This is a genomic window from Singulisphaera rosea, from assembly GCF_054877945.1.
Genome location: NZ_JBTYIP020000005.1, coordinates 375,178 through 398,154 on the forward strand (window position 1 = coordinate 375,178; position 22,977 = coordinate 398,154).

General features: G+C 64.1%; 27 protein-coding genes, 1 tRNA gene and 1 pseudogene. 4 read left to right on the forward strand and 25 right to left on the reverse strand.

Going from position 1 to position 22,977, the window contains the following annotated elements; all coding sequences use genetic code 11:
* Positions 1-344: 344 nt before the first annotated feature.
* From rsmG to ettA, 8 genes are all read right to left on the reverse strand, one after another.
* On the reverse strand, positions 345-1,802 hold the full coding sequence (gene rsmG / locus ACYOEI_RS12680; protein WP_462849863.1) for a 16S rRNA (guanine(527)-N(7))-methyltransferase RsmG: 1,458 nt from the start codon (positions 1,800-1,802) through the stop codon (positions 345-347).
* Between the two features lie 147 nt (positions 1,803-1,949).
* The gene (locus tag ACYOEI_RS12685; protein ID WP_462849864.1) at positions 1,950-2,762 is read right to left on the reverse strand and encodes an ABC transporter permease; all 813 of its coding nucleotides are present in this window, start codon (positions 2,760-2,762) and stop codon (positions 1,950-1,952) included.
* A gap of 5 nt (positions 2,763-2,767) precedes the next feature.
* A complete protein-coding gene (locus ACYOEI_RS12690; protein ID WP_462849865.1) occupies positions 2,768-3,673 on the reverse strand; it encodes an ABC transporter permease in 906 nt (301 codons plus the stop codon).
* Positions 3,660-4,655: an ABC transporter ATP-binding protein gene (locus ACYOEI_RS12695; protein WP_462849866.1), complete on the reverse strand. Its 996-nt coding sequence runs from the start codon at positions 4,653-4,655 to the stop codon at positions 3,660-3,662. Before ACYOEI_RS12695 ends, ACYOEI_RS12690 begins: the two co-directional genes overlap by 14 nt.
* Before the next feature lie 159 nt (positions 4,656-4,814).
* Positions 4,815-5,501 carry an MOSC domain-containing protein gene (locus ACYOEI_RS12700; RefSeq protein ID WP_462849867.1) on the reverse strand — a complete coding sequence of 229 codons (687 nt, stop codon included), beginning with the start codon at positions 5,499-5,501 and terminating at the stop codon, positions 4,815-4,817.
* Position 5,502: 1 nt separating this feature from the next.
* Positions 5,503-7,065 (reverse strand): B12-binding domain-containing radical SAM protein, encoded by a 1,563-nt coding sequence (locus tag ACYOEI_RS12705; protein WP_462849868.1) that lies wholly within the window; start codon positions 7,063-7,065, stop codon positions 5,503-5,505.
* 177 nt (positions 7,066-7,242) lie between these two features.
* Positions 7,243-8,052, reverse strand: a complete 810-nt coding sequence (locus ACYOEI_RS12710) for an enoyl-CoA hydratase (protein ID WP_462849869.1) — start codon at positions 8,050-8,052, stop codon at positions 7,243-7,245.
* Positions 8,053-8,113: 61 nt separating this feature from the next.
* Complete coding sequence (gene ettA / locus ACYOEI_RS12715) at positions 8,114-9,787, reverse strand: energy-dependent translational throttle protein EttA (RefSeq protein ID WP_462849870.1); 1,674 nt, start codon at positions 9,785-9,787, stop codon at positions 8,114-8,116.
* A gap of 302 nt (positions 9,788-10,089) precedes the next feature.
* On the opposite strand from ettA, the gene ACYOEI_RS12720 reads away from it, so the two are divergent.
* A tRNA-Met gene (locus ACYOEI_RS12720) sits at positions 10,090-10,163 on the forward strand.
* 296 nt (positions 10,164-10,459) lie between these two features.
* On the opposite strand, the pseudogene ACYOEI_RS12725 reads toward ACYOEI_RS12720, so the two are convergent.
* The 10 genes and pseudogenes from ACYOEI_RS12725 to ACYOEI_RS12770 all read right to left on the reverse strand — a co-directional run.
* Positions 10,460-11,467 (reverse strand): annotated as a pseudogene (locus ACYOEI_RS12725) (tyrosine-type recombinase/integrase); the annotation flags it as partial.
* Between the two features lie 4 nt (positions 11,468-11,471).
* The gene (locus tag ACYOEI_RS12730) at positions 11,472-11,687 is read right to left on the reverse strand and encodes a helix-turn-helix transcriptional regulator (protein WP_462849871.1); all 216 of its coding nucleotides are present in this window, start codon (positions 11,685-11,687) and stop codon (positions 11,472-11,474) included.
* The gene (locus tag ACYOEI_RS12735; RefSeq protein WP_462849872.1) at positions 11,684-11,905 is read right to left on the reverse strand and encodes a hypothetical protein; all 222 of its coding nucleotides are present in this window, start codon (positions 11,903-11,905) and stop codon (positions 11,684-11,686) included. Before ACYOEI_RS12735 ends, ACYOEI_RS12730 begins: the two co-directional genes overlap by 4 nt.
* A 56-nt stretch (positions 11,906-11,961) precedes the next feature.
* Positions 11,962-12,291: a hypothetical protein gene (locus tag ACYOEI_RS12740; RefSeq protein ID WP_462849873.1), complete on the reverse strand. Its 330-nt coding sequence runs from the start codon at positions 12,289-12,291 to the stop codon at positions 11,962-11,964.
* On the reverse strand, positions 12,288-15,128 hold the full coding sequence (locus ACYOEI_RS12745; RefSeq protein WP_462849874.1) for a bifunctional DNA primase/polymerase: 2,841 nt from the start codon (positions 15,126-15,128) through the stop codon (positions 12,288-12,290). The genes ACYOEI_RS12740 and ACYOEI_RS12745 overlap by 4 nt, the downstream gene beginning before the upstream one ends.
* Positions 15,125-15,346, reverse strand: coding sequence for a hypothetical protein (locus tag ACYOEI_RS12750; RefSeq protein ID WP_462849875.1), 222 nt, complete (start codon positions 15,344-15,346; stop codon positions 15,125-15,127). Before ACYOEI_RS12750 ends, ACYOEI_RS12745 begins: the two co-directional genes overlap by 4 nt.
* The gene (locus tag ACYOEI_RS12755) at positions 15,346-15,636 is read right to left on the reverse strand and encodes a hypothetical protein (RefSeq protein ID WP_462849876.1); all 291 of its coding nucleotides are present in this window, start codon (positions 15,634-15,636) and stop codon (positions 15,346-15,348) included. The genes ACYOEI_RS12750 and ACYOEI_RS12755 overlap by 1 nt, the downstream gene beginning before the upstream one ends.
* Entirely contained in the window at positions 15,633-15,977 is a 345-nt protein-coding gene (locus tag ACYOEI_RS12760; protein WP_462849877.1) for a hypothetical protein, read from the reverse strand. The genes ACYOEI_RS12755 and ACYOEI_RS12760 overlap by 4 nt, the downstream gene beginning before the upstream one ends.
* 82 nt (positions 15,978-16,059) lie before the next feature.
* Positions 16,060-16,281 carry a hypothetical protein gene (locus ACYOEI_RS12765; protein ID WP_462849878.1) on the reverse strand — a complete coding sequence of 74 codons (222 nt, stop codon included), beginning with the start codon at positions 16,279-16,281 and terminating at the stop codon, positions 16,060-16,062.
* A 127-nt stretch (positions 16,282-16,408) separates the two neighbouring features.
* The gene (locus ACYOEI_RS12770) at positions 16,409-16,795 is read right to left on the reverse strand and encodes a hypothetical protein (RefSeq protein ID WP_462849879.1); all 387 of its coding nucleotides are present in this window, start codon (positions 16,793-16,795) and stop codon (positions 16,409-16,411) included.
* Here ACYOEI_RS12770 and ACYOEI_RS12775 point away from each other — a divergent pair.
* Together ACYOEI_RS12775 and ACYOEI_RS12780 are read left to right on the forward strand one after the other, a co-directional pair.
* Positions 16,782-17,678, forward strand: coding sequence for a helix-turn-helix domain-containing protein (locus ACYOEI_RS12775; protein ID WP_462849880.1), 897 nt, complete (start codon positions 16,782-16,784; stop codon positions 17,676-17,678). The two genes, ACYOEI_RS12770 and ACYOEI_RS12775, sit on opposite strands and share 14 nt — an antisense overlap.
* Before the next feature lie 196 nt (positions 17,679-17,874).
* Positions 17,875-18,075, forward strand: coding sequence for a hypothetical protein (locus ACYOEI_RS12780; RefSeq protein WP_462849881.1), 201 nt, complete (start codon positions 17,875-17,877; stop codon positions 18,073-18,075).
* Between the two features lie 72 nt (positions 18,076-18,147).
* On the opposite strand, the gene ACYOEI_RS12785 is transcribed toward ACYOEI_RS12780, so the two are convergent.
* Complete coding sequence (locus tag ACYOEI_RS12785) at positions 18,148-18,852, reverse strand: hypothetical protein (RefSeq protein ID WP_462849882.1); 705 nt, start codon at positions 18,850-18,852, stop codon at positions 18,148-18,150.
* 526 nt (positions 18,853-19,378) lie between these two features.
* On the opposite strand from ACYOEI_RS12785, the gene ACYOEI_RS12790 reads away from it, so the two are divergent.
* Positions 19,379-19,516 (forward strand): hypothetical protein, encoded by a 138-nt coding sequence (locus ACYOEI_RS12790; RefSeq protein WP_462849883.1) that lies wholly within the window; start codon positions 19,379-19,381, stop codon positions 19,514-19,516.
* Between the two features lie 33 nt (positions 19,517-19,549).
* Here the strand turns inward: ACYOEI_RS12790 and ACYOEI_RS12795 are convergent, their stop codons facing one another.
* The 6 genes from ACYOEI_RS12795 to ACYOEI_RS12820 form a co-directional block, all read right to left on the reverse strand.
* Entirely contained in the window at positions 19,550-21,391 is a 1,842-nt protein-coding gene (locus ACYOEI_RS12795; protein WP_462849884.1) for a hypothetical protein, read from the reverse strand.
* A 1-nt stretch (position 21,392) separates the two neighbouring features.
* Positions 21,393-21,668, reverse strand: coding sequence for a phage tail assembly protein T (locus ACYOEI_RS12800; RefSeq protein ID WP_462849885.1), 276 nt, complete (start codon positions 21,666-21,668; stop codon positions 21,393-21,395).
* A gap of 8 nt (positions 21,669-21,676) precedes the next feature.
* Positions 21,677-22,054 carry a phage tail assembly chaperone family protein, TAC gene (locus tag ACYOEI_RS12805; RefSeq protein WP_462849886.1) on the reverse strand — a complete coding sequence of 126 codons (378 nt, stop codon included), beginning with the start codon at positions 22,052-22,054 and terminating at the stop codon, positions 21,677-21,679.
* Positions 22,055-22,165: 111 nt separating this feature from the next.
* Positions 22,166-22,384 (reverse strand): hypothetical protein, encoded by a 219-nt coding sequence (locus ACYOEI_RS12810; protein WP_462849887.1) that lies wholly within the window; start codon positions 22,382-22,384, stop codon positions 22,166-22,168.
* The gene (locus ACYOEI_RS12815; protein ID WP_462849888.1) at positions 22,381-22,758 is read right to left on the reverse strand and encodes a hypothetical protein; all 378 of its coding nucleotides are present in this window, start codon (positions 22,756-22,758) and stop codon (positions 22,381-22,383) included. The genes ACYOEI_RS12810 and ACYOEI_RS12815 overlap by 4 nt, the downstream gene beginning before the upstream one ends.
* A gap of 2 nt (positions 22,759-22,760) precedes the next feature.
* Positions 22,761-22,976: a hypothetical protein gene (locus ACYOEI_RS12820; RefSeq protein WP_462849889.1), complete on the reverse strand. Its 216-nt coding sequence runs from the start codon at positions 22,974-22,976 to the stop codon at positions 22,761-22,763.
* Between the last annotated feature and the right edge of the window lies 1 nt (position 22,977).

The window sequence follows — 22,977 nt, forward strand, 5'->3', positions numbered from 1 at the left end:
CGAGCCGAGATTCCGAGAAGGGATACGGACTCGAGGAAGGCTCGTACAACCCACGATACGGCAGATCGGCCACAAATTTAGCTTATATGTGGAATATTGATCCCGGCCCGAATCGAGGAAAGAACGGGCCGGAACGGTAGCTCTCCCTAACCGCCCGGCCCGCCGGTGCTCGCTCCTTGTTAGACAATGAGCGAGCCCGGCGAGTGTTTGTCACATTTCATGCCGAGGTTTTCGGACGGGCCTTTTCGGCGTGATTTGGCCGGAAAATGGGTGAGTGGGGGGAGATTGAGCGTGCGTCGACGGTCGGGCTCTCGGCACTCGTGCCCAAGGATCGGGCAGTAGTCTCAGCCCGATACGGATCGAAATCCGCCGATACGTTGACGCCAGGAGTAGAGCGCGATCGCGGACGCCGTCGCGGCGTTGAGCGACTCGACGCCCGGGGCGATATCGATCCGCCGCCGCTCGCCTTCGCGGAATCGAGGAGGGAGACCAGGCCCCTCGACCCCCGGCACGAGGCCGAATCGCTCGGGGAAGGGGATCTCGCCGAGTTCGGGACCATCCATGGCGAGGGCGATCAGCGGGACCTCGCGGGTCGCCAGGTCCTGGATCGAAGGCCCGTGCAGCAGCGGGACCTGGAATAGGGCCGGGCCGGCCGCCCGGGCGCTCTTGGGATGGAACGGGTGGGCGGACTCGCGAAGCAAGACGACTCGAGCGACGCCGAAGGCCGCGGCCGAGCGGAGCACCGCGCCGACGTTCTCGGGATCCTGGAACGGGACGAAGAGCGTACAGCCCTCGGGCCAAGGGCTCGAGTCGTCCCACTCGGGCATCGGTGGGACCCGCACGAGCAGGAGGGGCGAATGCGTCCCGGCCGTATCGAGGACCTGGAACAGGGGGTCGGTTATCCGAATCCACGTCAGACGATCCGAGGGCGGAGGCGGCCCAGTCTCGACCGTGACCCACCCTTCGGCCTGCTCGGGGAAACGCTCGAGCACCTCGGCGATCGGCCGAGGTCCGGACAGGAGGGCCTGGCCGTGTTTGCGGATCCCCCGACCTCCGAGCAGGTCTCGACAAAGTTTGAACGTTGGATTCGACTCGCTCGAGACCTCGCGAATGTGCCCCTCGAAGGGGGCCTTCGCTGGGATTTCGCCCCCGAGCGACTGGCCTTCCAGTCGCTCATAGATGACGAGGCGTCGGTCGTGCGGCGTACCCGGGATCTGGTAAGCATGATTCGCCTCGAGCCGAAAGGCCCCCGCGTGCGACTGCCCGGCCTCGGCGATCTCGTCATCGCACTCCGGGCCCTTCATCAGCAACATCCGCCCCCCGGGGCCCAGGCAGTTCGCGACGCGGTCGAGCGTCTCCGGGATCGAGGCGACCGCCCGGGTGATCACCCCGGCGACGGGCCTGTGAAACTTCGAACCGATCTTCCCGGCATAGACCTCGACTCCGTCGAGCTTCAGCCGCTTGCAGACGTCTTCGAGGAACTCGGCGCGGGCCCCTCTCGGCTCCGCCAGGATCATCTCCACGTCGGGCCGGGCGATCTTGAGCGGGATCCCCGGCAATCCCGGCCCCGATCCCATGTCGATCAGGGGAGACGGGAGGTCGGCGAACTTCAGCACGAGCAGGCTGTCGACATAGTGCTTCAGCACCATGTTTTCGAAGTTGTGGATCCGCGTCAGGTTCAGCTCGGCGTTGGCCGACCGGAGCAAGCGATGATAGGCCCAGAGCCGGTCATACTGCTCCGAGGTCAGGTGGATGCCGCACCCTTCGATGATCGCTTCTAAGGAGTCTCGACCGGGTATCATCAATCTCTTTCTGATCGTCGCGAACGTCGGAGAATCACACTCGAATCGGTGAGCGTCCCGATATCGTAGCCCCGGAGCGACGATAGGACAAACCGTCACGAACTCGAGCCCTCCAAGTTTAGAGGGGCTTTGTCGATTCCGTCGATCTCAACTGCTGGCGCTTCGATACGACCGAAGGGCGCGCTGGAAGAATCGGCGGCTCAGCCAGAAGACCAACGCGGTCGAGACCAGAGTGAACCCGACCATCGCGGGATCGAGGACTCGGACCATCGCGTTGGCGGGCACGTTGACGACGAGGAGGATCGGCAGGATATACGTGAAAAACGAGCCGATCGGCTCGGCCCACGTGTTCCGGAAGATCTCCTTGGGGTAGCGTGCCAGGCTGGAGAACAGCCACCACATCTCCATGAGGCTCTGATTCCGGACCATCCAGACCGAGAGCGAGGTCAGCAGGAGCATGAAGCTGTAAGCGATCACCACGCCGCAGGCGAACGTCACCACGAAGACGAGGGTCCGGATCGGGTCGAACTGCCAGTCCATCTTATGCAGCGAGAACAGCATCACCCCCAGGCCCATCACGACGTTCGGCCCCGTCCCCCAGTCGATCTTCCGACACGTGATCAAGAACTGTTCGTCCACGGGGCGGAGCAGCAGGAAGTCGAGGTCGCCGGTGCGGACGAGCTCGGCGAACTCGTTGCAATTCTCGAGGAAGAACGTCTCGATCACCCCGTTGAGGGCGAAGAAGCACCCGACGAAGAAGAGGTAGTCCGCCTCCGACCAACCGGCGATCGAATTGGTCCTGGCGAAGACGGTCGCGTAGAAGGCGAGGAGGATCCCCAGCCAGAGGACCTCGACGGAGACCTTGACGAGGAAGTTGCCTCGGAACGCCATCTCACGACTCATCGTGTACTTGGCGAGGTTCCCGAGCAGGCGCGAATACTTTCCGATGGCGAGGAGCAACGCGGTCAGCCTCCATAGGCGCTATAGCGCCGCAGCCCGAACCGGTACAGGCCCCTCGCCAGCAGCATGAACGCGACCGTCCACGCGAGCTCGGCGAGGAGGTAACCCACGAGCGCCATCCCCTTGACCTTTCCCAGGAACACCACGGCCGGGAAGTAGGCCATGTACTGGAACGGCAGGGCCTTCAACAGGCCCGCCCAGGGCTGGGGGAGGAGGTCGAGCGGGAGCATGTGACCGGAGATGAAGAAATTCAAGGTCATGACAATATAAAGGAGCGACGTCACTTCCAGGAACCAGAAGCCGACCATCCCGACGCTCGCCTCGAAGAAGAACCCGACGAGGAAACCCAGGATCAGCGAGACCACGTAGGCCACCATCGTCAGGGCGTCGGGGAAGCCGTCGAAGTAGTCGCGGCAGAGGAAGAAGAGCAACGCATAAGGCAGGAACGACGTCACGATGTACGCCGCCTTGTGCGCCGCCCGATAGGAGAGGAGGTAGCCGATCATGTCGAGGGGTTGGATCAGGTAGCGTTTCAGGGTCCCCTCGCGAATATCCTTGGCGATCCCCCCGGCGAGTCCCGGCATGCTCGAGAACATCCGGCTGATGTTCGTCAGGAGCAGGTAGGCGATCATCTCTCGATAGGTGAACCCGGCCTGCGTCGGCTTGCCGGATCCTTCGTAGATGGCCTTCCAGAGCAGGATGGTCGTGATCATCGGCAAGAAACGAAGCACGGTCCCGAGGAGGAAGTCGCTCCGATACGCCATCCGCTCGACGAGCGACGCGCGGAAGATCTTGAAGTACTTCCGCATCGTCGGCACAAATCCCCCCGAAGGCGGCGAGTGGGTCGGCGACGGCGAGAAGAATTCGGAGGTCGGGGCCAGGGTCGTCGCGAGCGTATCAGGCGGCGTCATGGCTCTTGCGGCCCTCCTCGAAGACGCGGGCGATGACCTGTTCGAGCGGCGGATCCTGCACGCTCACGTCGAGGACCGCGTGGCGGTCGAGGATCGATCCCAGCACCTCGGCAACCCGAGAGCGGTCGACCTTCAGGTCGGCGGACGCCCCATCGCGGCGCGTCACTTCGCCATACCGCTCGATATCCTCGGGCACGCCCCCCTCGCCGAACTCGAGCCGAACCAGCTTGGACTGGCCGAACCGTTCCGAGATCTTCGACAAGGGGCCGTCGAAGACGAGGGTGCCGTGGGTGATGACGAGCACTCGCGAGCAGAGGGCCTCGACGTCCCTCATGTAGTGGCTCGTGAGGAGCATCGTCACCCCTCGTTTTGCGTGATAATCACGAAGGCACTTCTGGATGGCGACCTGGGCCACGACATCGAGCCCGATCGTCGGCTCATCGAGAAGGAGGAGTTGCGGCTGGTGCAGGAGCGCGGCGATCAACTCCATCTTCATCCGCTCGCCGAGCGAGAGTTCTCGGACCGCCTGGCGAGTCAGCTTTTCGACCCCGAGGAGCTCCGTCAACTCTTTCAGGGTCCGGTCGAAATCCGACGCCGGGAGGGAGTAGATCTCGCGGTGGAGCTGGAAGCTATCTGCGGCGGGAAGGTCCCACCAGAGTTGGTTCTTCTGGCCCATCACCAGCGCGAACTGGCGACGGAAGGCGTCGAGCCGCTGCCAGGGAGTATATCCGAGCACGTTCGCGCGGCCGTCAGTCGGATAGATCAGACCCGAGAGCATCTTCAGCGTCGTGGTCTTGCCCGCTCCGTTCGGACCGAGGAATGCGACCATTTCCCCCGGCTCGATCGTGAAGCTGACGCCGTCGACGGCTTTAACGTCTTTGTATTCCCGATGATAGAGGCCACGAAGGGCACCCAGGACCCCGTCCTTCTTTTGGAAGACCCGGTAGGTCTTGGTCAAGCCCTCCGCCTCGATGATTGGCATCACGATCGTTCAAGCCCACGGGGATAGGGTTCCAAAATCCTCCCCATTGTAGGCACGTCGGTCGGGATGAATAGAGCGCGCTCGAGAGTCGCCCGAACACCGAAGTGGCGAGACGCTCCAAAACGCGGAAGGTCGATCGGCTGCAACAAACCTCGGCTTTCACCAGGACAACGAGGAGAGGTCACTGCGCCAGGAGGCCGAGAGGAGCGGTAGCGAGGCAAGCTCGAGGACCTCTTCGCGACGATCCCGCCAGTGCCTCATGGCCGCCGACGCTCGCCGGATCGTCCAGTCGGGATAAGGGCGTTCGATCAACGCGACTTCGAGCCCGGCGACGAGCGTCCCTTCTTCGAGGACGCGGAGATACCAGCCGCTCCGGCTCGTGTTCGCGACCCTCGCGGGGAGGTCTTTGATCCGCCAACGCCTCGCGAGCTTCCAGCAGGGCTGCCTCGGCTGCGAGACCTGGAGGCGGACGACCGGGCCGACGGCGAAGCTGTCGCCGATGCAGACCCGATCTTCGTCGAGGCCGTGGATCGTGAGATTTTCGCCGAACGCCCCGAACGGCAGGTCGGGCCGGCCGAGTTCTTCGCGCCAGCCTGGGTAATGGTCGGCCGAGTAGGCGAGGACGGGGCGGTCGGGGCCGCCGTGATTCACGAGGTCGGCCTGGCCATCACCCTCGAAATTGAGGGTGCCGAGTCGGACCGGCCCATCGACGGGCTCCTTGAAGAACCCGCTCGTCCAGGGCCGGTCCATCGGGTCGGCGGCCCCCTCAACACCACGGTCGGTTGGGACGCCGACCTGGATCGAGAGTAGCCGAGCCACCAGTCGTGTTGTTGATGTGTCGACCATGTCAGAACGAGTTGACGATCCTCGCCCCGCCCGAGGACATCGACTTGGCCATCGTGTGGGCGTGGTAGTGCATCGCCATCTTGATGATGTAGAAGAGCACGTCCCCCGGATTACGGCGGGCCTTCAGGAACCGCCAGAGCCGCTTGCGATACTCCTTGCGGAGATAGTCCTCGGGGACCCCCTGCATCAAGCGGACGAAGAGCGCGATCGACTGGACGAACCAGAGCGACTCGAGCTTGAGACGCTGCAAGGGATGCTTCTTCCAATACAGGCTACGCGCCTTCCCGATCTCGATCCCCTCCTTGATGTAGAACGCTTCGGTCCGTTCGAAGAACGCGTCGGGCTCGTAGAGGTCGACGAGAACCTTGAGGTAGCCGTCGCGGAGCTCCTCGCGGCCGATCTGGAGCGGGATGATGTTCGTCCCGAACTCGGGCTCGTCCGATGGGTCCAGCCGACCTTCGGCGCAGAGGCGGTCGTGGAGCGGGGTCTTCGGGATCGCGTGGAGCATCCCCATCATCGTCAGCGCGATCCGAGACTCCTGGATGAACTGGCGCTGGGCTTCGAAGATCGTGGAGTCGTCGCTGTCGAACCCCATGATCATGCCGCACCAGATCTCCATCCCGGCCTTCTGGATCCGATGGACCTTCTCGAGGAGGGTCCCCCCCGCGCGGACGTTCTGGAACTTCTTCGTCTCGCGGAGCGACTCTTCCTTCGGGCTTTCGATCCCGATGAAGACGGCCAGGATGTTGGCCTCGACCATCAGCTCCATCAGCTCGGGGTCGTCGGCGAGGTCGATCGAGGCCTCGGTGAAGAACGAGAGGGGATATCCGTTCTTTTCCTGCCAGGCCTTGACGTCGCGTAAGACTTCCTTGATGGCTTTCTTGTTGCCAATCAGGTTGTCATCCACGATGAAGACGATGCGCATCCCCTGGGCGCGCAACGCATCGATCTCGGTGATGACCTGGGCGCTGGTCTTGATCCTGGGCTTGCGACCGAAGGTGACGATGATGTCGCAGAACTCGCACTGGAACGGGCACCCGCGCGAGAACTGGAGGCTGCCGAAGGCGTAATGCCGCATCTTGAGCAGGTCGAATCGAGGCGTGGGCACCTTCGACATGTCCGACTTTTCGATCTGCTCATACCGGACCTGGTGCAGCCCCTGCTTCCATTCCTCGAGGAACTGGGGCCACGTCTGCTCGGCCTCGCCGATGAAGATGACGTCGGCCAGGTCGCCGAAGTATTCTTCCGAGACCGTCACCCAGGGACCGCCCACGACGGTGAAGATCCCCCGGCGCTTCAGCTCGGTCAGGATCTCCTTCATCCGGAACCGTTGGACGCTCATCCCCGTCAGGCCGACGATGTCAGCCTTCTGGAGACGTTCGTAGTTGATCGCCTCGACGTTCTCATCCATCAAGGTGACGGTGTGCTCACCGGGCGTGAGCGCCGCGAGGAGCGGCAAGCAGGCGACCGGCAGGTTGGCCCGCTTTCCCATGAACGGGAGCGCATGCTCCATACCCCAGTACGAAACCTCGAACCGGGGGTTGATGAACACGATGTCCGCCATCAGCGGTCAACTCCTTGCCGAAGCGTCGAGGTTCGAGTCATCCTTACAGACCAGGACTGAATGTTATCCGGAACCCCCAAAAAGCCAAACCAGTCACCGGCGAATCTTCACGGATTGTGAATCGACACCGTAAGTCCGTAAGAAGTCAGGAGGTTTGGGCAAGAAGTCGAGATTCCGTCATCCGTGAACCCGCCCGTTTCCGTTCCACTCGGGCCGGCGCTTCTCAAGGAAGGCGGCGATCCCCTCGCGAGCGTCGCCCCGTAGAATGTTATCGGTCATCACGTCCACGGCCCGGTCGTACGCCGTTGGCTCGTCCAAGTCCCGCAATTCGTAGAACGCCCGCTTGCCAAGACGGATCGCCTCCGGGCTCACGGCTTTGATGGCCTCGACGAGCTCTCCCACCGCGGAGTCGAGCGATCCGGGGGGCACGACCCGATTCGCCAGCCCGATCTCCCGAGCACGCTCGGCCGAGATTGGCGCTCCCGTCAGGAGCATCTCCATGGCGGCCTTGTCGGGGACGGCCCGGACGAGGGGGACCATCGGCGTGGTGCAGAAGAGCCCGATCTTGACCCCGGGCGTCGCGAAGCTGGCCTCGGTCGAGGCCACGGCCAGGTCGCAGGCCGCCACGAGCTGGCAGCCGGCCGCGGTCGCCACCCCTTGGACGCGAGCGATGACCGGCTGGGGCAATCGCCGCAGCCCGAGCATCATCCGGGAGCACGCCGCGAACAGCTCGCGGTACTCGTCCTCGCTCCTGCCGAGCATCTCGCCGAGATCGTGCCCCGAGCAGAAGACCTTCCCCCGGGCCTCGAGGACGACCACCCTGGCCTCGACGTCTTCCCCGATCGCTCGAATGACGTCTTCGAGTTGGGCGACCAACGCCCGCGAGAGGGCGTTGCGCCTCTCGGGGCGGTCGAGCGTCACGGTGATCACGCCCCCTTCCGACCGTACCCCCAGCTCGGGACGGTCGCCGACTTTGACGTCCCCCAACGTCCCTCCTCCTCATCACGTACGCATGAGATGGTACCGACCGCGGACGGAACACAACTCGTTAACGAGTCAACGACTTGTACCGGATGCGATGCGGCTGGTCCGCATCCATCCCGAGCCGCTCGCGACGTTGGGCCTCGTAGGTTTGATAATTCCCCTCGCACCAGACGACCTTGCTGTCCCCCTCGAACGCAAGGATGTGGGTCGCGATCCGGTCGAGGAACCAACGATCGTGGCTGATGACCACGGCGCACCCGCCAAAGTCGAGGAGTGCTTCCTCGAGGGCGCGGAGCATGTCGATGTCGAGGTCGTTCGTCGGCTCGTCGAGGAGTAGGACGTTACCGCCGCTCTTGAGCAGCTTGGCGAGGTGGACCCGGTTCCGCTCTCCGCCCGAAAGCTGCGCGACCTTCTTCTCCTGGTCGGGCCCCTTGAAATTGAACTGGGCGACATAGGCTCGGGACGGCACTTTCCTCTTCCCGAGGACCACGTTATCGAGCCCGCCGCTGATCTCCTGGAAGATCGTGTTTTCGGCGCTGAGCGAGTCGCGATTCTGGTCGACGTAGGACGTCACGACCGTGTCGCCAACCCTCAGAGTTCCGCCATCGGGCGTCTCCTGCCCGACGATCATCCGGAACAGCGTCGTCTTTCCCGCACCGTTCGGTCCGATGACGCCGATGATCCCTCCCGGGGGGAGTCGGAAGGTCATGTCCTCGAAGAGCAGGTTATCTCCATAAGCCTTCTTGACCTGTTCCGACTGGACGACGAGGTCGCCGAGGTGTGGGCCGGCCGGGATCTGGAGCACGATCGCTTCGTCGCGTTTCTCGACATCCTGGCTGGCGAGTTGCTCGTATCGCTGAAGCCTCGCCCGGTTCTTGGCGACGCGAGCCCTCGGGGCCATCCGGACCCACTCGAGTTCCCTGGCGAGCGTCTTCCGCCGGTTACTCTCCTGCTTCTCCTCGCGGGCGAGCCGTTCCTGCTTCTGTTCGAGCCAGGACGAGTAATTCCCTTCCCAGGGGATGCCCTGCCCCCGGTCGAGCTCGAGGATCCAGCCCGCGACGTTGTCGAGGAAGTACCGGTCGTGCGTGACCGCGACGACGGTCCCGGGATACTCGTGGAGGTGGCGTTCGAGCCAGGCGACGCTCTCGGCGTCGAGGTGGTTGGTCGGCTCGTCGAGGAGGAGGATGTCCGGGCGTTGGAGCAGGATCTTGCAAAGCGCCACCCGCCTCCGCTCGCCCCCCGACAACGTCGCGACATTCGCGTCGCCGGGCGGGAGCCGCATCGCGTCCATCGCGATCTCGATCCGACGGTCGAGGTCCCACCCTTCCGAGGCCTCGATGGCGTCCTGGACCTTCCCCTGCTCTTCCAGCAGCTTATCCATCTCGTCGGCGTCGATCGGCTCGCCGAGTTTCGCGTTGATCTCGTCGAACCGATTCAGGAGTGCACGCGTCTTCTCGACCGCCTGCTCGACGTTGCCCCTGACGTCGACGGACGGATCGAGGGTCGGCTCCTGCGGGACATACCCGATCGAGACCCCGGAGGCCGGGCGAGCGGTCCCGAGGAAATCCTTATCGACCCCGGCCATGATCCTGAGCAGCGTACTTTTGCCCGAACCGTTCCCGCCGAGCACGCCGATTTTCGCCCCCGGGTAGAACGAGAGCCAGATGTTCTTGAGGACGTCCTTCTTCCCGTACGCCTTCGCCAAATTCTCGATCGTGAAGATATATTGAGGGGGCATTTCGCGAGGGTCCCGGAGCATCTGACAAAGCGCCATCCGCCACCCGGCGAACGGCGACATCCGAATCGGCGCTGTTCCCAAGCGTCCAGTAGACTCGATGCCAGACCTCGAGGAAAGTCCGATTCCCTCACAGATTCGGGCCCGTCGCCCCTATCTGTTTCGAACTCGACGCCCGCCAACTGAATCACACCGACCTTCTCGATCAAGTGGCCTCGAAACCGACCTCGCGATTCTCGCGATTTCTCTTCGCCGAGGAGCCCTTGAAGTCGTTTCCACGGTTTGCTAATATCCCTCTTCCTCGCGGCGGCGTAGCTCAGTTGGTTAGAGCAGCGGAATCATAATCCGCGTGTCGGGGGTTCGAGTCCCTCCGCCGCTACTCACGACAGCATCCGACAGTCCCCGCCCCACCCCGTCAAAGTCCGAACTCCCCAACGACTTACGATCGACGACAGCAAACGACGGGTCGTCACCCGTCGTAACGTGATCCGCCACGTTCCGACACGATCCGTCCAGCGTGGTGGGCAAATGGTGGGCAAAGCCTTTGCTTATGGGTTGGGCTTCGGGGCCGATCGGGGGTAGCTTCTCGACGGCCCCGGCGGCATCCCCGAGGCTGGCGTGTCCGTACCGGTCCATCGTCAGGGTGATGGTCGAGTGCCGCATCAAGGTCTGCGCCACCTTGGGCGGGACGTTGGCGAGCGCCATCTCGGTCCCGAACCGATGGCGGAGGGAGTGGAAGTCGTAGTACCGCCCCTCCTCGTCGCGGTAGGGGAGCGAGGCTCGCTCGAGGTCTTTCCGGAGCATCCGGGCGGCGCGTTCGACCCAGGTCCCTGGCCAGACGGGTTGAGTCCGGGGCTTGCCTTCGAGGTAGCCGCGGAGGATGGTCACGAGCTCGCGACGGAGGGGGATCTCGGCCTCGTCGCCGTTCTTGGTGTAGGCGGCCCGGACCTTGACGGTCGGGGTTGTGGCGTCGAGGTCGAAGGAGGCCGGGGAGACGCTGGCGAGCTCGGAGGCGCGGAGGCCGGTGTTGGACGCCACGCAGTAGAGGACGCCCCGGTCCTGTCCGGTCAGGCCCCGGAAGGGAGGGGCAACCTGGGTGGCCGTGAGGAGCGCAGCGAACTCGCCGTTGTCGAGGGCTGCCCGGTCGTGTCGGCGGTCGGTCTGGTCGTTCAGAGGCTTGAGCTTCGCCATTGGGTTCTTGGGTGATCGCTCGCGCTCGACGAGCCATCGGGCGAACCCCCGGACGGTCTGCAGGTAGTGGTTGCTCGTCGCGATCGAGAGGCCGAGGACGGTCGCGCCGGTCGCCGGGTCGTTCGTCTCGGCCCGCTTCGAGGACAGCCACCCGGAGACCTTGTCGGCGTCGAGGTCCCCCAGGGCCTTGAACCCGCAGCCGTCGAGGACGGCGAACAGGCGTTGCTCGGTCAGGTCGGCGTGCTTGTCGGTCCCCCCCTTCGAGCGGAGGAACTTGACGTAGTCGGTGGCGTGCTCCCGGAGCGGCCGGCGTCGGTGCGCGGCGAACGGGTCGACGACCCCGGCGCGGGCCCGCGCCGCCTCGGTCTCGGCCGCGCGGGCAAGCTCCTCGGTGACGCGCTTGTCCGAGGCCCCCTTGCGTTCGACCTTGACCCCCTCGGCGTCGATGAACCGGAAGTACCAGACCTTGCCGCGCTTCCTGAGGGACGCCATCGGGTCAGACCTCCTTGGCGGTGTCGATCCACGTCGCGATCGTCTCGGGCTTCCACCGCGGCATCCGGCCGAGGGTGATGTCCGGCTTGGGGATCTTGCCGGCGGACCGCAGCCGCTCGATGGCGCGGCGCGAGACCTTCAGGATCGACGCCAGGTCGTCGATGCCGAGCATCGTCTCGAAGGTGGTCTTGGCGGGAGCTGCCTTCGCCTTCGTCGTCATCGGGGGGAGGTCCTTTCGAGCGTGAGGGGTTGGCCGAAGTCCTCGGCGGTTGCCGAACGGCCAGCGGTCGGCGGCCAGTCGAGCGGCGGGTTGAGGTCGGCGGGCAGGTCGTCAAGCTGGCCCGAGTCAAGCCAGTTGAGGAACTCAAGGCCGCATGCTTGGCAGAGGTCGACGGCGCGATACCTCGTGCGGACGATCCCCGTTTGGGGAGTCAGCAACGATCGCTCCTCGGCCACGACGCATTTACATCTGTCGCAAAAGACTGTCTGTTCGGTCATGTGGTCTCTCCGGGGACGGTTGGGGTGGAAGCGATCTCCTCGAAAGCCAGGCGCTCGGCCTCTCGCCAGTCGTGGCCTTCGTCCTCGAGTTGGTTGGCGCGGCGGCCCCAGCGCTCCCGGAGCGGAATGGGCCATTCGGCGATGGTCGCTCGCCAAGGCGTTGGCGATGGTGGAGGGAGGTCGTTCCACCAAGCCAGAATCTCCGCCTTGCGAGACAGGACCTTTCGGGCCAATCCCTCGGCGCTCCTCGGTCCGCGGACGACGACGCGGGAGCCTTCCACCCGGACGGCCAGTCCAGCGTCATGGGCGGAATCGAGGAGGCTCATGAGGTCCAAGTCACCTCCTCGTCGGAATCGGGCGAGGGAGTCTGAGCATCTGGGGAGTCCGTTGCCAGCCCATCCCCATAGCGTTTATGCGCCTCGCCACACTCTTTCACATAGTTATCAGAGTGTTTTTCTTCCGCATGAGGGTTGGTAACAGACTCCCTAGTCTCCTCAGTCTCCCCTTGATCTTGGGTCTCCGAAGACTGCGAACCGGGCTGCACGACCTTCCACTTGACCGCTCGATGGTCGATTCCGGCATCGACGAACTTCATGCCGGCGAGGACGTTCCCCTTCATCCCCCGGATCCGGTTTCCCACCTGTCGGGCATTCGCGAGCTTGTTGTCTCGCCCGTAGTGTGCCAGGGCGTTGTGGAGGGTGGGGTATTGCTTCGGGTGCTCGCCGACGAGCACGACAGCATCGCTCGCGGTAATCCCCTTCCCGCCATCGCTGCCATCCGGGAGCTCTCGCCAGCCCTCGAGGAGCGCGACCTGGGCTTGCCGGGCGGGTGACTCCTCGGCCGCCTGTCGCCGGGTCTCACAGCAGTCCAGCCCCGTCGCGAACCACACCGCACCCCGGATGATCGAGTCCCAAGCCTCGAACGATCCGAGGGGGGGCCATGCTCCTCCCGGACGTCCCGCAAGGGCATGCGCCCGGAGGATCGTCAGGGCGTCACGGACCAACTCGCCGCGTCTCTCGAGGACGTGGGAGCGGAGGTCGCGGACCTCGATGTCCCGACGCTCCTCGGGCGTCTCGAGGTCGGTCACGAGGTTGCATGGCAACCATCGTCGATAGGCGTCCTTCGCAGGGGTGATGTTGTTCCCCGAGAGGAACCACACGACTCGGAGCGGCGTCTCTCCTGCGAGCTTCGTCGAGCCGAGGACTCGCCCCTCGGCGGTCCCACTCGTGAGGGCGCTGTCGAGCCCGACGTTGCCGTAATGGCTTCCCTCCTCGAGGTTGTCGAAGTGGATGATCGGCTTGCCGGCCAGGGCGATCGCGAGGACGAGCTTCTTCGCCTCCTCGGACTCGACGGGGTAACTCGAGACGGCCACCGGGCGGCCTTGCGCGAGGATCCCGACGAGGTCGATGAGGAGACCCTTCCCGGTGCCGGCCTTGTTCCCAATGACGGCGATCCCCGGCACGGGCCCCGAGATCGATGGCCTTGCGATAGCCGAGAGGAGACCCGCGAGCCAGGTGACCCGGTCGTTGTCCGAGCCGAACGGGAACTGACGGATCGGGTCCCGGATCCGTCCCCAGGCCGCAGCGGCGTCGGCCTGCGTCGGCTTCTTGGGGACGGGCGGGAACGGGCCCGACGGATGGTACAGGACACCGGCCGCGTGGTCGTAACCGGGCGTCTCGACGATCGACCCATCGGGGCGGAGGTAGGGACACCGGGCGATCATCAGGAGCTGCCGGACCCCCGGCCAGTGCCGACGCGAGGCGACGGCCCGAATCAGCCAGTCGGGGGGATGGACGTCGACCGCGACCTCCTCGCCCTTCTTCGGGGATCGCCATTGGTAGAACGTCGCGTTCTTGGTGAGGGCGCAGCCGACGTTGGACTCCGAGAGGATGATCAGCTTCGGCGTCCCGGCGACGTTCGCGAGGGTCGTCGAGCTCGTCAACCGGATGGTGGCGGAATCCTCGAGCACGACGGTCACCAGCGCCTCATGCCGGCTGTAGAGGTCGGGATCACGGGCCAGCGACTCGACGGTTAATCGTGTGACCTCGTGGCGGTCCGTTGTGATCTCGATCTCGGCACGGGGGGATTCCTCGGCCCCGCCTTCGCCAGCAGGCGGAGACGCGGAGCCACCCCGGCCGTTCGAACCTCGGCCCTTGCCGTACCGGTCGGCGTTGAGGAGCCATCCCCGATTGGGCTCGGTGGCGTACGCGTCCTCCACCTTGTGGACGAGCTCCGCCTCGGACCACGGGGGTTGGCATCGGGGGCTGTAGTGCTCGCGGAGGATCCTGAGCGCGACCTCGAAGGGGAGGTCGAACCCGGGCCCTACCTTGCAGGCCGCCTTGAACGCCTGGTTGTGTCCCTTGCTCCCGGAGATCGCCGGGTCGCACTTGTCGAGGTAGGCAATCGCCCGGCGCTCGGGATCCCAGCTCGTTGCCTCGAAGACGGACCCGTTGCGGCGAGCTCGGCCGGCTCGAGGCTTTGGCTCCTCGACGGGAGCGGCCAGCGCCTCCAGGGCCGCGTAAAACGACTCGGGGGCGTCGGCCACGTCCTCGACGTCGTTCCACTCACGGGGCATGCCGTCGGTGCCAGGAGTGGGCGGGCACGCGCTTTGGAGTTGCTTGACGCTCCCGTCCGGCTTGAGGCCGCCGAAGCGTAGTTCGAGGTCCGGGAGGTCGGGGAGATGGAACACCCCAGGCTGATTCTCTCCCTTGACCTGGAATCGCGCGAGCCGTGCGACGATGGCCGTCATCCGGTCCGGGTCGCACCGTAGGAGACGATGCTCCCCGCGCACGCTCCCCCAGCCCCGAGTGATGACCAACTCGCCCCCGAACAGTGACGACCGACTTGCCTCGGCCTGGGGACCGTCCCCCTCGACGTCGGCAAGCCAGCCGCCCCCCGATGCCCTCCCTGGTCCAAGGCAGAGCCCGACCCCGGGAGTGAACCCCTTCGACTCGAAGTGCCGGACATCCGCCGCGAGGACGTCGAGGGAGAGCGGCTTGACGCCCCATCCCTTCCCGAACGGTTCCTTGCCGCCGGTCGTCTTGTCCCCCCGGGCGATCCCGGGCGGGTAGAGGATGACCGGCCGGAATCCCTGTTCGAGGAGGGCGCCGGCGGCCTCGAGGATCCCGGGGGTTGTCGCCGTGCCGCCGTTGCCGCTTCTCAATCGTGGACCCTCCGTTCGAAGCGAGGGCGCCGGCTCTCGGCCAACGCATCGTTTAGGTCAACCAAAAATCGGAACCCGACCTTGGCACGACGGACCCGCCTGGCGTGCATGAGCACGCCGAGGCGGTAGGGGGAGAGGCCCGTGAGCTCGCTCGCGATGCGCTGCAAGACGAGCCCGGAGCCGTCGCCGGGGATTGGATCGGGAGGATTCCGAGCCATCACGAGCCCCCCGGATTAGAGGCCATGGCGTCGTCATACTCGGGCCAGTCGCGTTGCAATGACGCTTCCAACGTGACCCACCCACACCCGGGGATGTGATAGGCACCCTCCGGCTTCTCGGCCTCGTGCAAGAGCGACCACTCGGCATCGCTCCAGTGCTCGAGGATGGCGCGGATGGCAAACGAGGTGAACTTGAACCCCGCGAGACGCCGTGGCCTTGTTGAAAGGGAGTGAGCCGGGACTACCCGGAGCCGAGGGCGGCGCTTGCCGCGCACGATGGCCATGCTCATCGGCTTCGCCTCCCCATGTCGGCGGCCACGACGTCGGCCCACTGTGGGTCGGACGGCCCGGTGAAGCGGATGGAGAACACGACGACGACCGGCCCGACTTCGGTTTCGTGGACCAGCTTGAGGCGCTTGATGACGGACTGCCTGCGCTTTCGCCAGACCCCGCGATGGGCAACCATGATGGTGACCACGACGTACCGCTGGTCCGGGGTGCGAAGGACGGTCGTCCACTCTCTGAAGAGGTCACGCCAGGAGTTGGGCAGCTCGAGGGAGGCACCGTCACCCCCAAGCGAGGCTGTCACGGGGAGGAACTTGACCATCCTGTTCTGGTTGTTATGCTTCACTGGTGAGGATCCTTGCAGGGATGGAACGGGGAAGAGTCGCGGGGCGGTACCGAGTGCCATCGGTACCGCCCCGACGGCGTTGTCAGGCCAACGGTTTTCCGAACGGATGCCAGTGGTGGTTGTCGACGTCGGCCGGCCACTCGGAAGGGCTGGCCTCGACGGCCCCGGCCGGGTTCGCCGCGTTGAGCTCGTCGAGGAGGGCCAACTCCTCGGCCGAGAGCGCACGCGAGCCGCGTGAAGGCACCTTGGGGCGGGGCGGCCGCTCCCGTGGCTGGAGCAGGCGGATTGCGGTAGACTGGGGCATGGCTTCTCCAGATGCGGGGAACCTACTCGGGGCCGGGGGTGGTAAGACCCTCGGCCCCTTTGCATGCGCGGACGAAGAACGGCCGCACGAATGAGGTGCGTCATCATTCTCGAGCTTGAGGGGTTCGTTACGCCTGCGCCAGACGTCTCGAAGGACGATCGCGATCCTTCCAGGCGCGGACGTGGGGGCGAAGAACTTCCACGTCATCGACGTCGATGAAGCTAAAGCGGCCTCTTCGGACGATTTGAACCCCGTGGGTTGCCGCCAAGCTTCTGAGCAAGGCGTCATACGTCTCGAGACTCTTGCACGCCTCGCTGATCGTTATGCAGGAAGCGATGTTCATCGGCTCAAAATCCTCCTTCCACGCTTTTTGTCCGATGCGGTGAATGTTATTGCCGAATCGGTAATCTGTCAAAGATTTTTTTGGCGAATCGGTAAATATTCCACGATCGGGATTAGAATCCCTTCCTAAAACCGATTCCATGAGGCACGCTAGTGGCATGAGCGCAATCATCGACAAAATCCTGTCACAGGCGGAATGGCTGGGCTTGGACCAGGCGGAGGTGGAGTCTCTAGCCAAGTTGCCAAAGGGTAGGATCAGCAAATGGAAGTCTGACCAGGGTGAACCTTCGGCGCGTCAAGCCTTTCGGATTGCCCAGGTGCTTGGTGTAACCGTCGATTGGCTTGTTGATGACACCGAAACATTTCCACCATTTCAGGTTCCAACTCGCCCTACGATCGGAGAGATTCTTTCGGAATCAGACAGGGCGATACTAGATTTTGTGCATATGATGAAAATTGGCAAAGAGCAAGCAATTAGAGCTATTGCGTTCGCGGCAAACAACCCCTGGGAGTTTCAGGATTCAGAAGGCAAGAATGACCCTACGACCCTAGCAATGAACAAGAATTTCCGAACTTGGGTCGCCAAGATCTTCGGGGAGGGGTTGACCGAAAAAGATCTCCTCGCGAGCCGATTTGCAAACAGCATAGCCGAAGAAAATGAATATGCGGATCACATCATGATTCGCAATCTTCAGATCAAAGATTGGTGCTTTGAAAATGGCTCTTCTGTAGTCATCGAGGACAACCTGTGCCTGGTGAAAGTCGATGGTCTCTTAGTGCCGGGTGTTTCTGTTGGCCATGACACCCTCTTCTTTGACGAGCATTGGAACTGGATTTATAGGGCCTTCGGAGACTTTGTTCTTTACGATTCAGGTCCACCGAAAACAGTCGAGGGATTGCTCAAGACGCGCGATTTGATTCCTCCCAGAAAGCTTCAGTACGGACCGGTGATTAGGGTCGGGGCGAGGAAATCGCTCGTCGCTGGTAGGAGGGGTAAAGGTTTTATGATTGACCCAGGAACATTTTTAACAATTCTTCTGAAGCCAGAGAAGTGACCCCACCTCAGATCGAAATACCCCCCAAAAATATCGTCTAAAAATGCGCAAATGCCGCGGCCGTTGGACAACCTCAAGGCTCTAGCAAAATACCTCCCCCCCCTGGGGTCACGAGGCTCTCTGCCGAGATCTGATCGGCGCTTGCTGTTCCTCTGTTGTCCGAAGGCTGTTTGCTGTCCTTTGAGGGAGATGCGAGATGAAAGACTTTGATCGCGAGACGCTTGAGGGGAATCGGCCTGGGGATCCTCCCATCCAAACCATTAGCTATTGCTTGGAAGAGCTGTTCAATGACAAGACAAAGTCCACGAAGGACGTTGTCGTTGGCGGCCTCAGTTTCGAAGAGTTGATTGGCGCGCTACTGCAAGCCCGCGACTTAGCCGAGGCCGCCAACGACTGACAAGCCGCTTTGTGAGGTTGGACACGAGCGAACCCCGTCCAACCTCTGAACTGCCGCTGCGGCCTGCTGGCCTCAGCAGGCACCAACGGCTTCCCGGACCGCGTTGAGCTTCTTCCTCGCCTGGTTGATCCCGTGCCTGACGGTCCGCTCGGGGATGCCCTCCAACACGGCGATCATGGCGATGGTGCGAGTCACGAACCTCCCCGTCTCGGGGTCGATCCTTCCCACCTCGTGGTCAACCCGCCAGTCCTCGTTGCGTCGAGCTCGGAGCTGCTCCGGTGTCAGGCCGGCCTTACCCTTGGCCTTCCCCTTGAGCCGCTTGTCACGGACGACCGTCCTCCCGAACAGGACGAGCGGTTGACCGTCGGCAAGCGCGAGGGGACGGCCAGTCTCGTCGTCGAGGTAGGAGTCAGGTGGCGGCGCCGGGTCGACGAGGAGCTCGGGGAACTTGATCCGCGTCCCGTGGCCCTTACTCTCGCGGGGGACGCGGAAGTAGGTGGCCTGGGCCGATGGCCATCCCCAGCGGAGCGTGTTGCCGGTCGCATCCTCGACGAGCTGGACGGGAGCCGGCTCGTGCATGGCCGCCCCGATCGGCGTGAGGGTCCATACCGACTCGCCCCCGGGGAACTCCCATCGTTCGATCCATCCCTCATCCTCGAGGGCCTGGAGCGTCCCGGGGGCGATGCCGAGCGCGGCCAGGTCCTCTGATGAGGACCACGCCAGCGGAGCCGCGACGATCGCGTCGAGGGCTTGTCGGAATTGTTCTGAGGACTCCATTGTCCCGGGCCTCCTCGCCCTCGCGTTGCTCTGCCTATCAAGACACGTTACCTTCGCGACATGCGTGTCCGTAACCACGCCAACCCGACCACGGGGCGAGGCCCCGAGACGACGCGATCGCGCGGAGTGTTACGGCCTGCGCGGTGGCGTTCGTCGTTCCGTAATGGATCGAGCGATGCAGCAATCACAGCGTTGGTGCGTGGACTGCAATCAGTACCGGCTGTTTCAGCGCCCATATTTCCAGGCCCATTGGGGGTGCATACTGACTTTCATAACGGGATGCTGTTTTCTTCCTCTTTGGTTCGTGATCTGGTTCATTCAGGAGTTTGGGACTTGGACCTGCCAGTCTTGCGGTTGCTCGGTTTCGAAGCGTTCCGCCCCTCCCCAGTTTCGAGCCCCGTTTCCCTCCTCGTCGGTTAGCGGCCAACCCGAGTTCCTGGACGACGACACTTGGGATGGGGAGCAATCTCAATTCGTTGCCAAAGGCGCCGACGCCTTCACCCACGTGTATCTGGCGATTACCCGGATGGTCGCGTCGTCTCCTCGCCTCGCCCTCGAGAGCTATCAACGTCTCCCGGAATGGGCCCAGCCGATCGTGTGGGGGGTCGGCATCACGCTCCCCTTGCTCGTGGTCATTTTCCTTTACCGCCTTCTCGCTCGGTGAACTTCACGGCCTCCTTTCCCCGGTCGGTGCCGGTCACTGGATGAAGATCTCGTCGGAGTTGGCGCGCTTGCCGAGCTTGGACGCAAGGTCAGCGAGGTTCTTGTTGAAGTTCTTCTGCTCCTCGAGTTGCTTCTCGGCGATCTTTGCCGCGTCCTTGGCGGGATCGCTGACCGACCCCTCAACCCCTCGAAGCGCCAGGACCGACGACCGGGCCTCCTTCGAGTCGAAGTCCATGGCGCCGCCGTATGGCTGGAAGGGGCTGCCGGATGCCCCGTTGAGATCCTCCTTGGCCTTCTTCACCCCACGGTTGAACACCTCCTCCGACATCGCCCCCTGGTTGTAGGACTGGGTCAGCTCGGCCAGCTTCGATTGGAACTTCTCGAGGGGGGTCCGGGTCTCCTCGTATGTGGCCTCGGCGGTCTTGAGGCCCTTGAGGAAGGCCGCCTTGGACTCGGCTGCTTTCAGCTCCTCCTCGCTCGCGCCGGCCAGCTTCAGCTTGTAGATCTCGAGCTCCTCCGACGACTTCCCGAACCCCTGGATCTGGAGATCGAGGTTGCCGACGAGGTCGGCGATCTTCTGGGAGAAGGGGGGCAACTCCTTGGCTACGTTCTTGACCGCCGTGCCGGCAGAGGTGAGGGATGTCGACATCGCCTTGACCGATGACTCGACCTTGGTGAAGAACGTCGCCACGTCGGCCGAGGGCTTCGCGGCGGCCCAGGCCTTGGCGAACTCCATCTTCGCCTCGTCGGCGGCGGCCGAGAGCTTCTTGACCCGGTCGAGATCCTCCTTGCTGACCGCGTTGCCGATGAACGCCTTGTTCCCCGTGAGGGCGGCGGCCCCACGTTCGATCATCTGGAAGAAGTCGTTGATGCCCCCGAGCATCTCCTTGACCGCCGAGATCGCGGTGGCCTTCACGGCTTTCCACGCGACGTCGAGGAGTTGCATCTGATCGAGCACGAACCCGATCCCGGTCCCCATCAGCTTGAAGCCCTGGAAGACGGAGCCGCTACTGGAAGCCGCCTCGGCCGCCCACGCCTTGATCGCCTCCTGGTTGCGGTTGATCGCCTCCCCGAGTTGCTTGAGCGCGGTGTTGGACAGACTCAGGATGGCTTCCGTAACGGGCTTGAAGGCCAAGCCGAGGGACTGGCGGAAGTTGGTGATCCGGCCTTCGATGGCCGCGAGTGAGTTGTCCGCCTCGTGCCCCGTCCGGGCCATGTCCCCCTGGGCGGCGGTCGTCTGGCGATAGATCAGGTTGAGGGTGGCGGTCTTCTTGGCCAGGTCGCTGATCTCGTTTTTGCTCTTGGCCAGACCCGATGCCAGGGCCTCGGCCGCAATCTTGTCGGCGGAGAGGAAGACGCGGAACTTCTCGATCGGGTCGAACTCCCCGCGGAGGGCCGAGCTCAGTGCCTGGAATGACTCCTCGGCCGTGGTGTTCGCCCCTTCGAGGGACTTCATGTCCATCCCGAGCTTGGCCAGGTCGACGCCGAGCTTGGCCGACTCCTCCTGGGTCTTACCCATCCCAGCGAACACGGCGCCGAAGGATGCCGCCGCGTTGATGAAGTCGCTCTCGACGATGCCGAACTGGTCGCCCATCTTGTGGGCTTCATCGATGATGAACGAGGACGCGTCCCCGAAGATCACGCGAGACTTGGAGAGCACGGCGTTGAGCTCGGCACCACTCATGACGACCGTGCTTATGGCGTCAGCGGCGGTCGTGAACCCGCCGGCTAGAACCGACGAGGCCCCCAACGCGGAAAGGCCGCCGATCATCCCGGCGACGAAGGAGTCGAGCTGGTCGCTCGCCTTCTTCATCCCCTTGAGGAAGTCGCCGAGGTCGACGCTCATGCCGATGGACAGGTTGCCGACGACGCTCATGCTACACCCTTCCCTTCACGTTTTGCCTGGCCATCAGCCCTCGCATGACGGCGATGCCCTTCTCGGGGTCGCTTTGCCTGGGAGTCGCCGTCCGCCGCCCGGGCATGAAGTCGATCGGGGCGAACTTCTTCTTGCCGCTCCCCATGACATTGGCAATCGTGGATGCCAGGATGCCCGTCTGGAGATACCCATTGGGCAACGGCTCGAGGTCGTCGAACGCCAGCCACTCCGAGAGCTCGTCGGACCCGATGCGGGAGAGCAACTCCCGCACGGTCATCCCGAGATTCAGAGCGAGCCGGAAGGTGAAGAAGCGGAGGGGCTGGCGTTCGAGTTTCCCCGGAGTTGATCCACATCAGCCTTGGTGACCTTGGAGAGCCGGATCGCCACCGTGAAGATGCGATCGAGCAAGGCGGCGGACACGTTCCCCAACGCCTCGATGTCCCCCTCGGTGAAGAGGGTCTTTCCGGCCTCGTCGCAGACCGTCGCGACCGCGAGCCGGGCCCGGATGTTCGTCGTCGAGTCCTTTGAGAATCGCGACTCGAAGGCGTCCCGCTCGGTCCCCGTCATGGCCCTGACGTACACCGACCCTCCCAACTCGGGGATGGCCACCTCCTCGCGGGGGAGGTCTTTCGCAGACGCAATGATCTGTTCGCGTGTCAGCATGCTCACTCCTCAGTCTCGGCGGGCCTGGAAAGACCCGACGGCGCCCGCCCGCCTTTGGACGCCGCCGGGTAGCCGGGGAGGTTCGTAACGCCCCCTCCCCGGTGTTTCGTGTTAGTCGGGGAGAACCCCGAACCGTCTGGCGTTGCCGAACCCCCGGCCGTCCCGAGCGGGGGCTTTCGAGTCGGCCCCGATTGGCATCTCGGCGGGGATCTCCACCGCGCCCGCCCGGCGCATGAGGTCCGCCATGTGGTCGGCGAAGTCGGCCGTCTCGCCTTCCCGGTACGTCCGGCCTTTGATGGTCGATTGGCTCAGGAACCGGACCCGTTTCATCGGGGCTTCCTCGCAGTTGGGGTGTCGGCCCACTCGACCGTCCCGGCCGCGATCGCCTCGGCGACCATGCCGGAGTTTTCGAACTCGATCGGGGCCCCGCCGTTGCAACGACGCAGCGGCATCAGGGTGGCGAACTTGCCGTTGATGAGCCGGTCCGCGGTGCCCGGCTCAACCTCGACGACCGCGGCGAGGGGGTGCCACGTCGAGTCGATCATCAGCCCTTTGGCCGTCCGGATCCGGACGTACATGATGGCCGCGCCCTTGCGGACGAACTCGAGCGCCGTGGCGTGATCGAGCTCGACGACCTGGCCGGGCTTGGCGAGCCGGTTCTCGACGACCAGCCCATCGGGGTTCTTGAGGATCACCTTGGGCATGATCAGCCTCCCGTCCTGGCGAGGGGGTTCTTGACGCGACGGTCCCGGATCTCGTCGGGGGTGGGAGTCCTTCTCCCCGGGTCGGCGTACACCGCCGACTCCGATTCGAACATCGCCTCGAGCCGTTCACCGGTCTCGACCTCCACCACGTCACCCGGGGAGTAGACCCGGGAGTCGATGAGCATGCCGCGGAGGATCCGCACCTTGGCTGTCTCCATC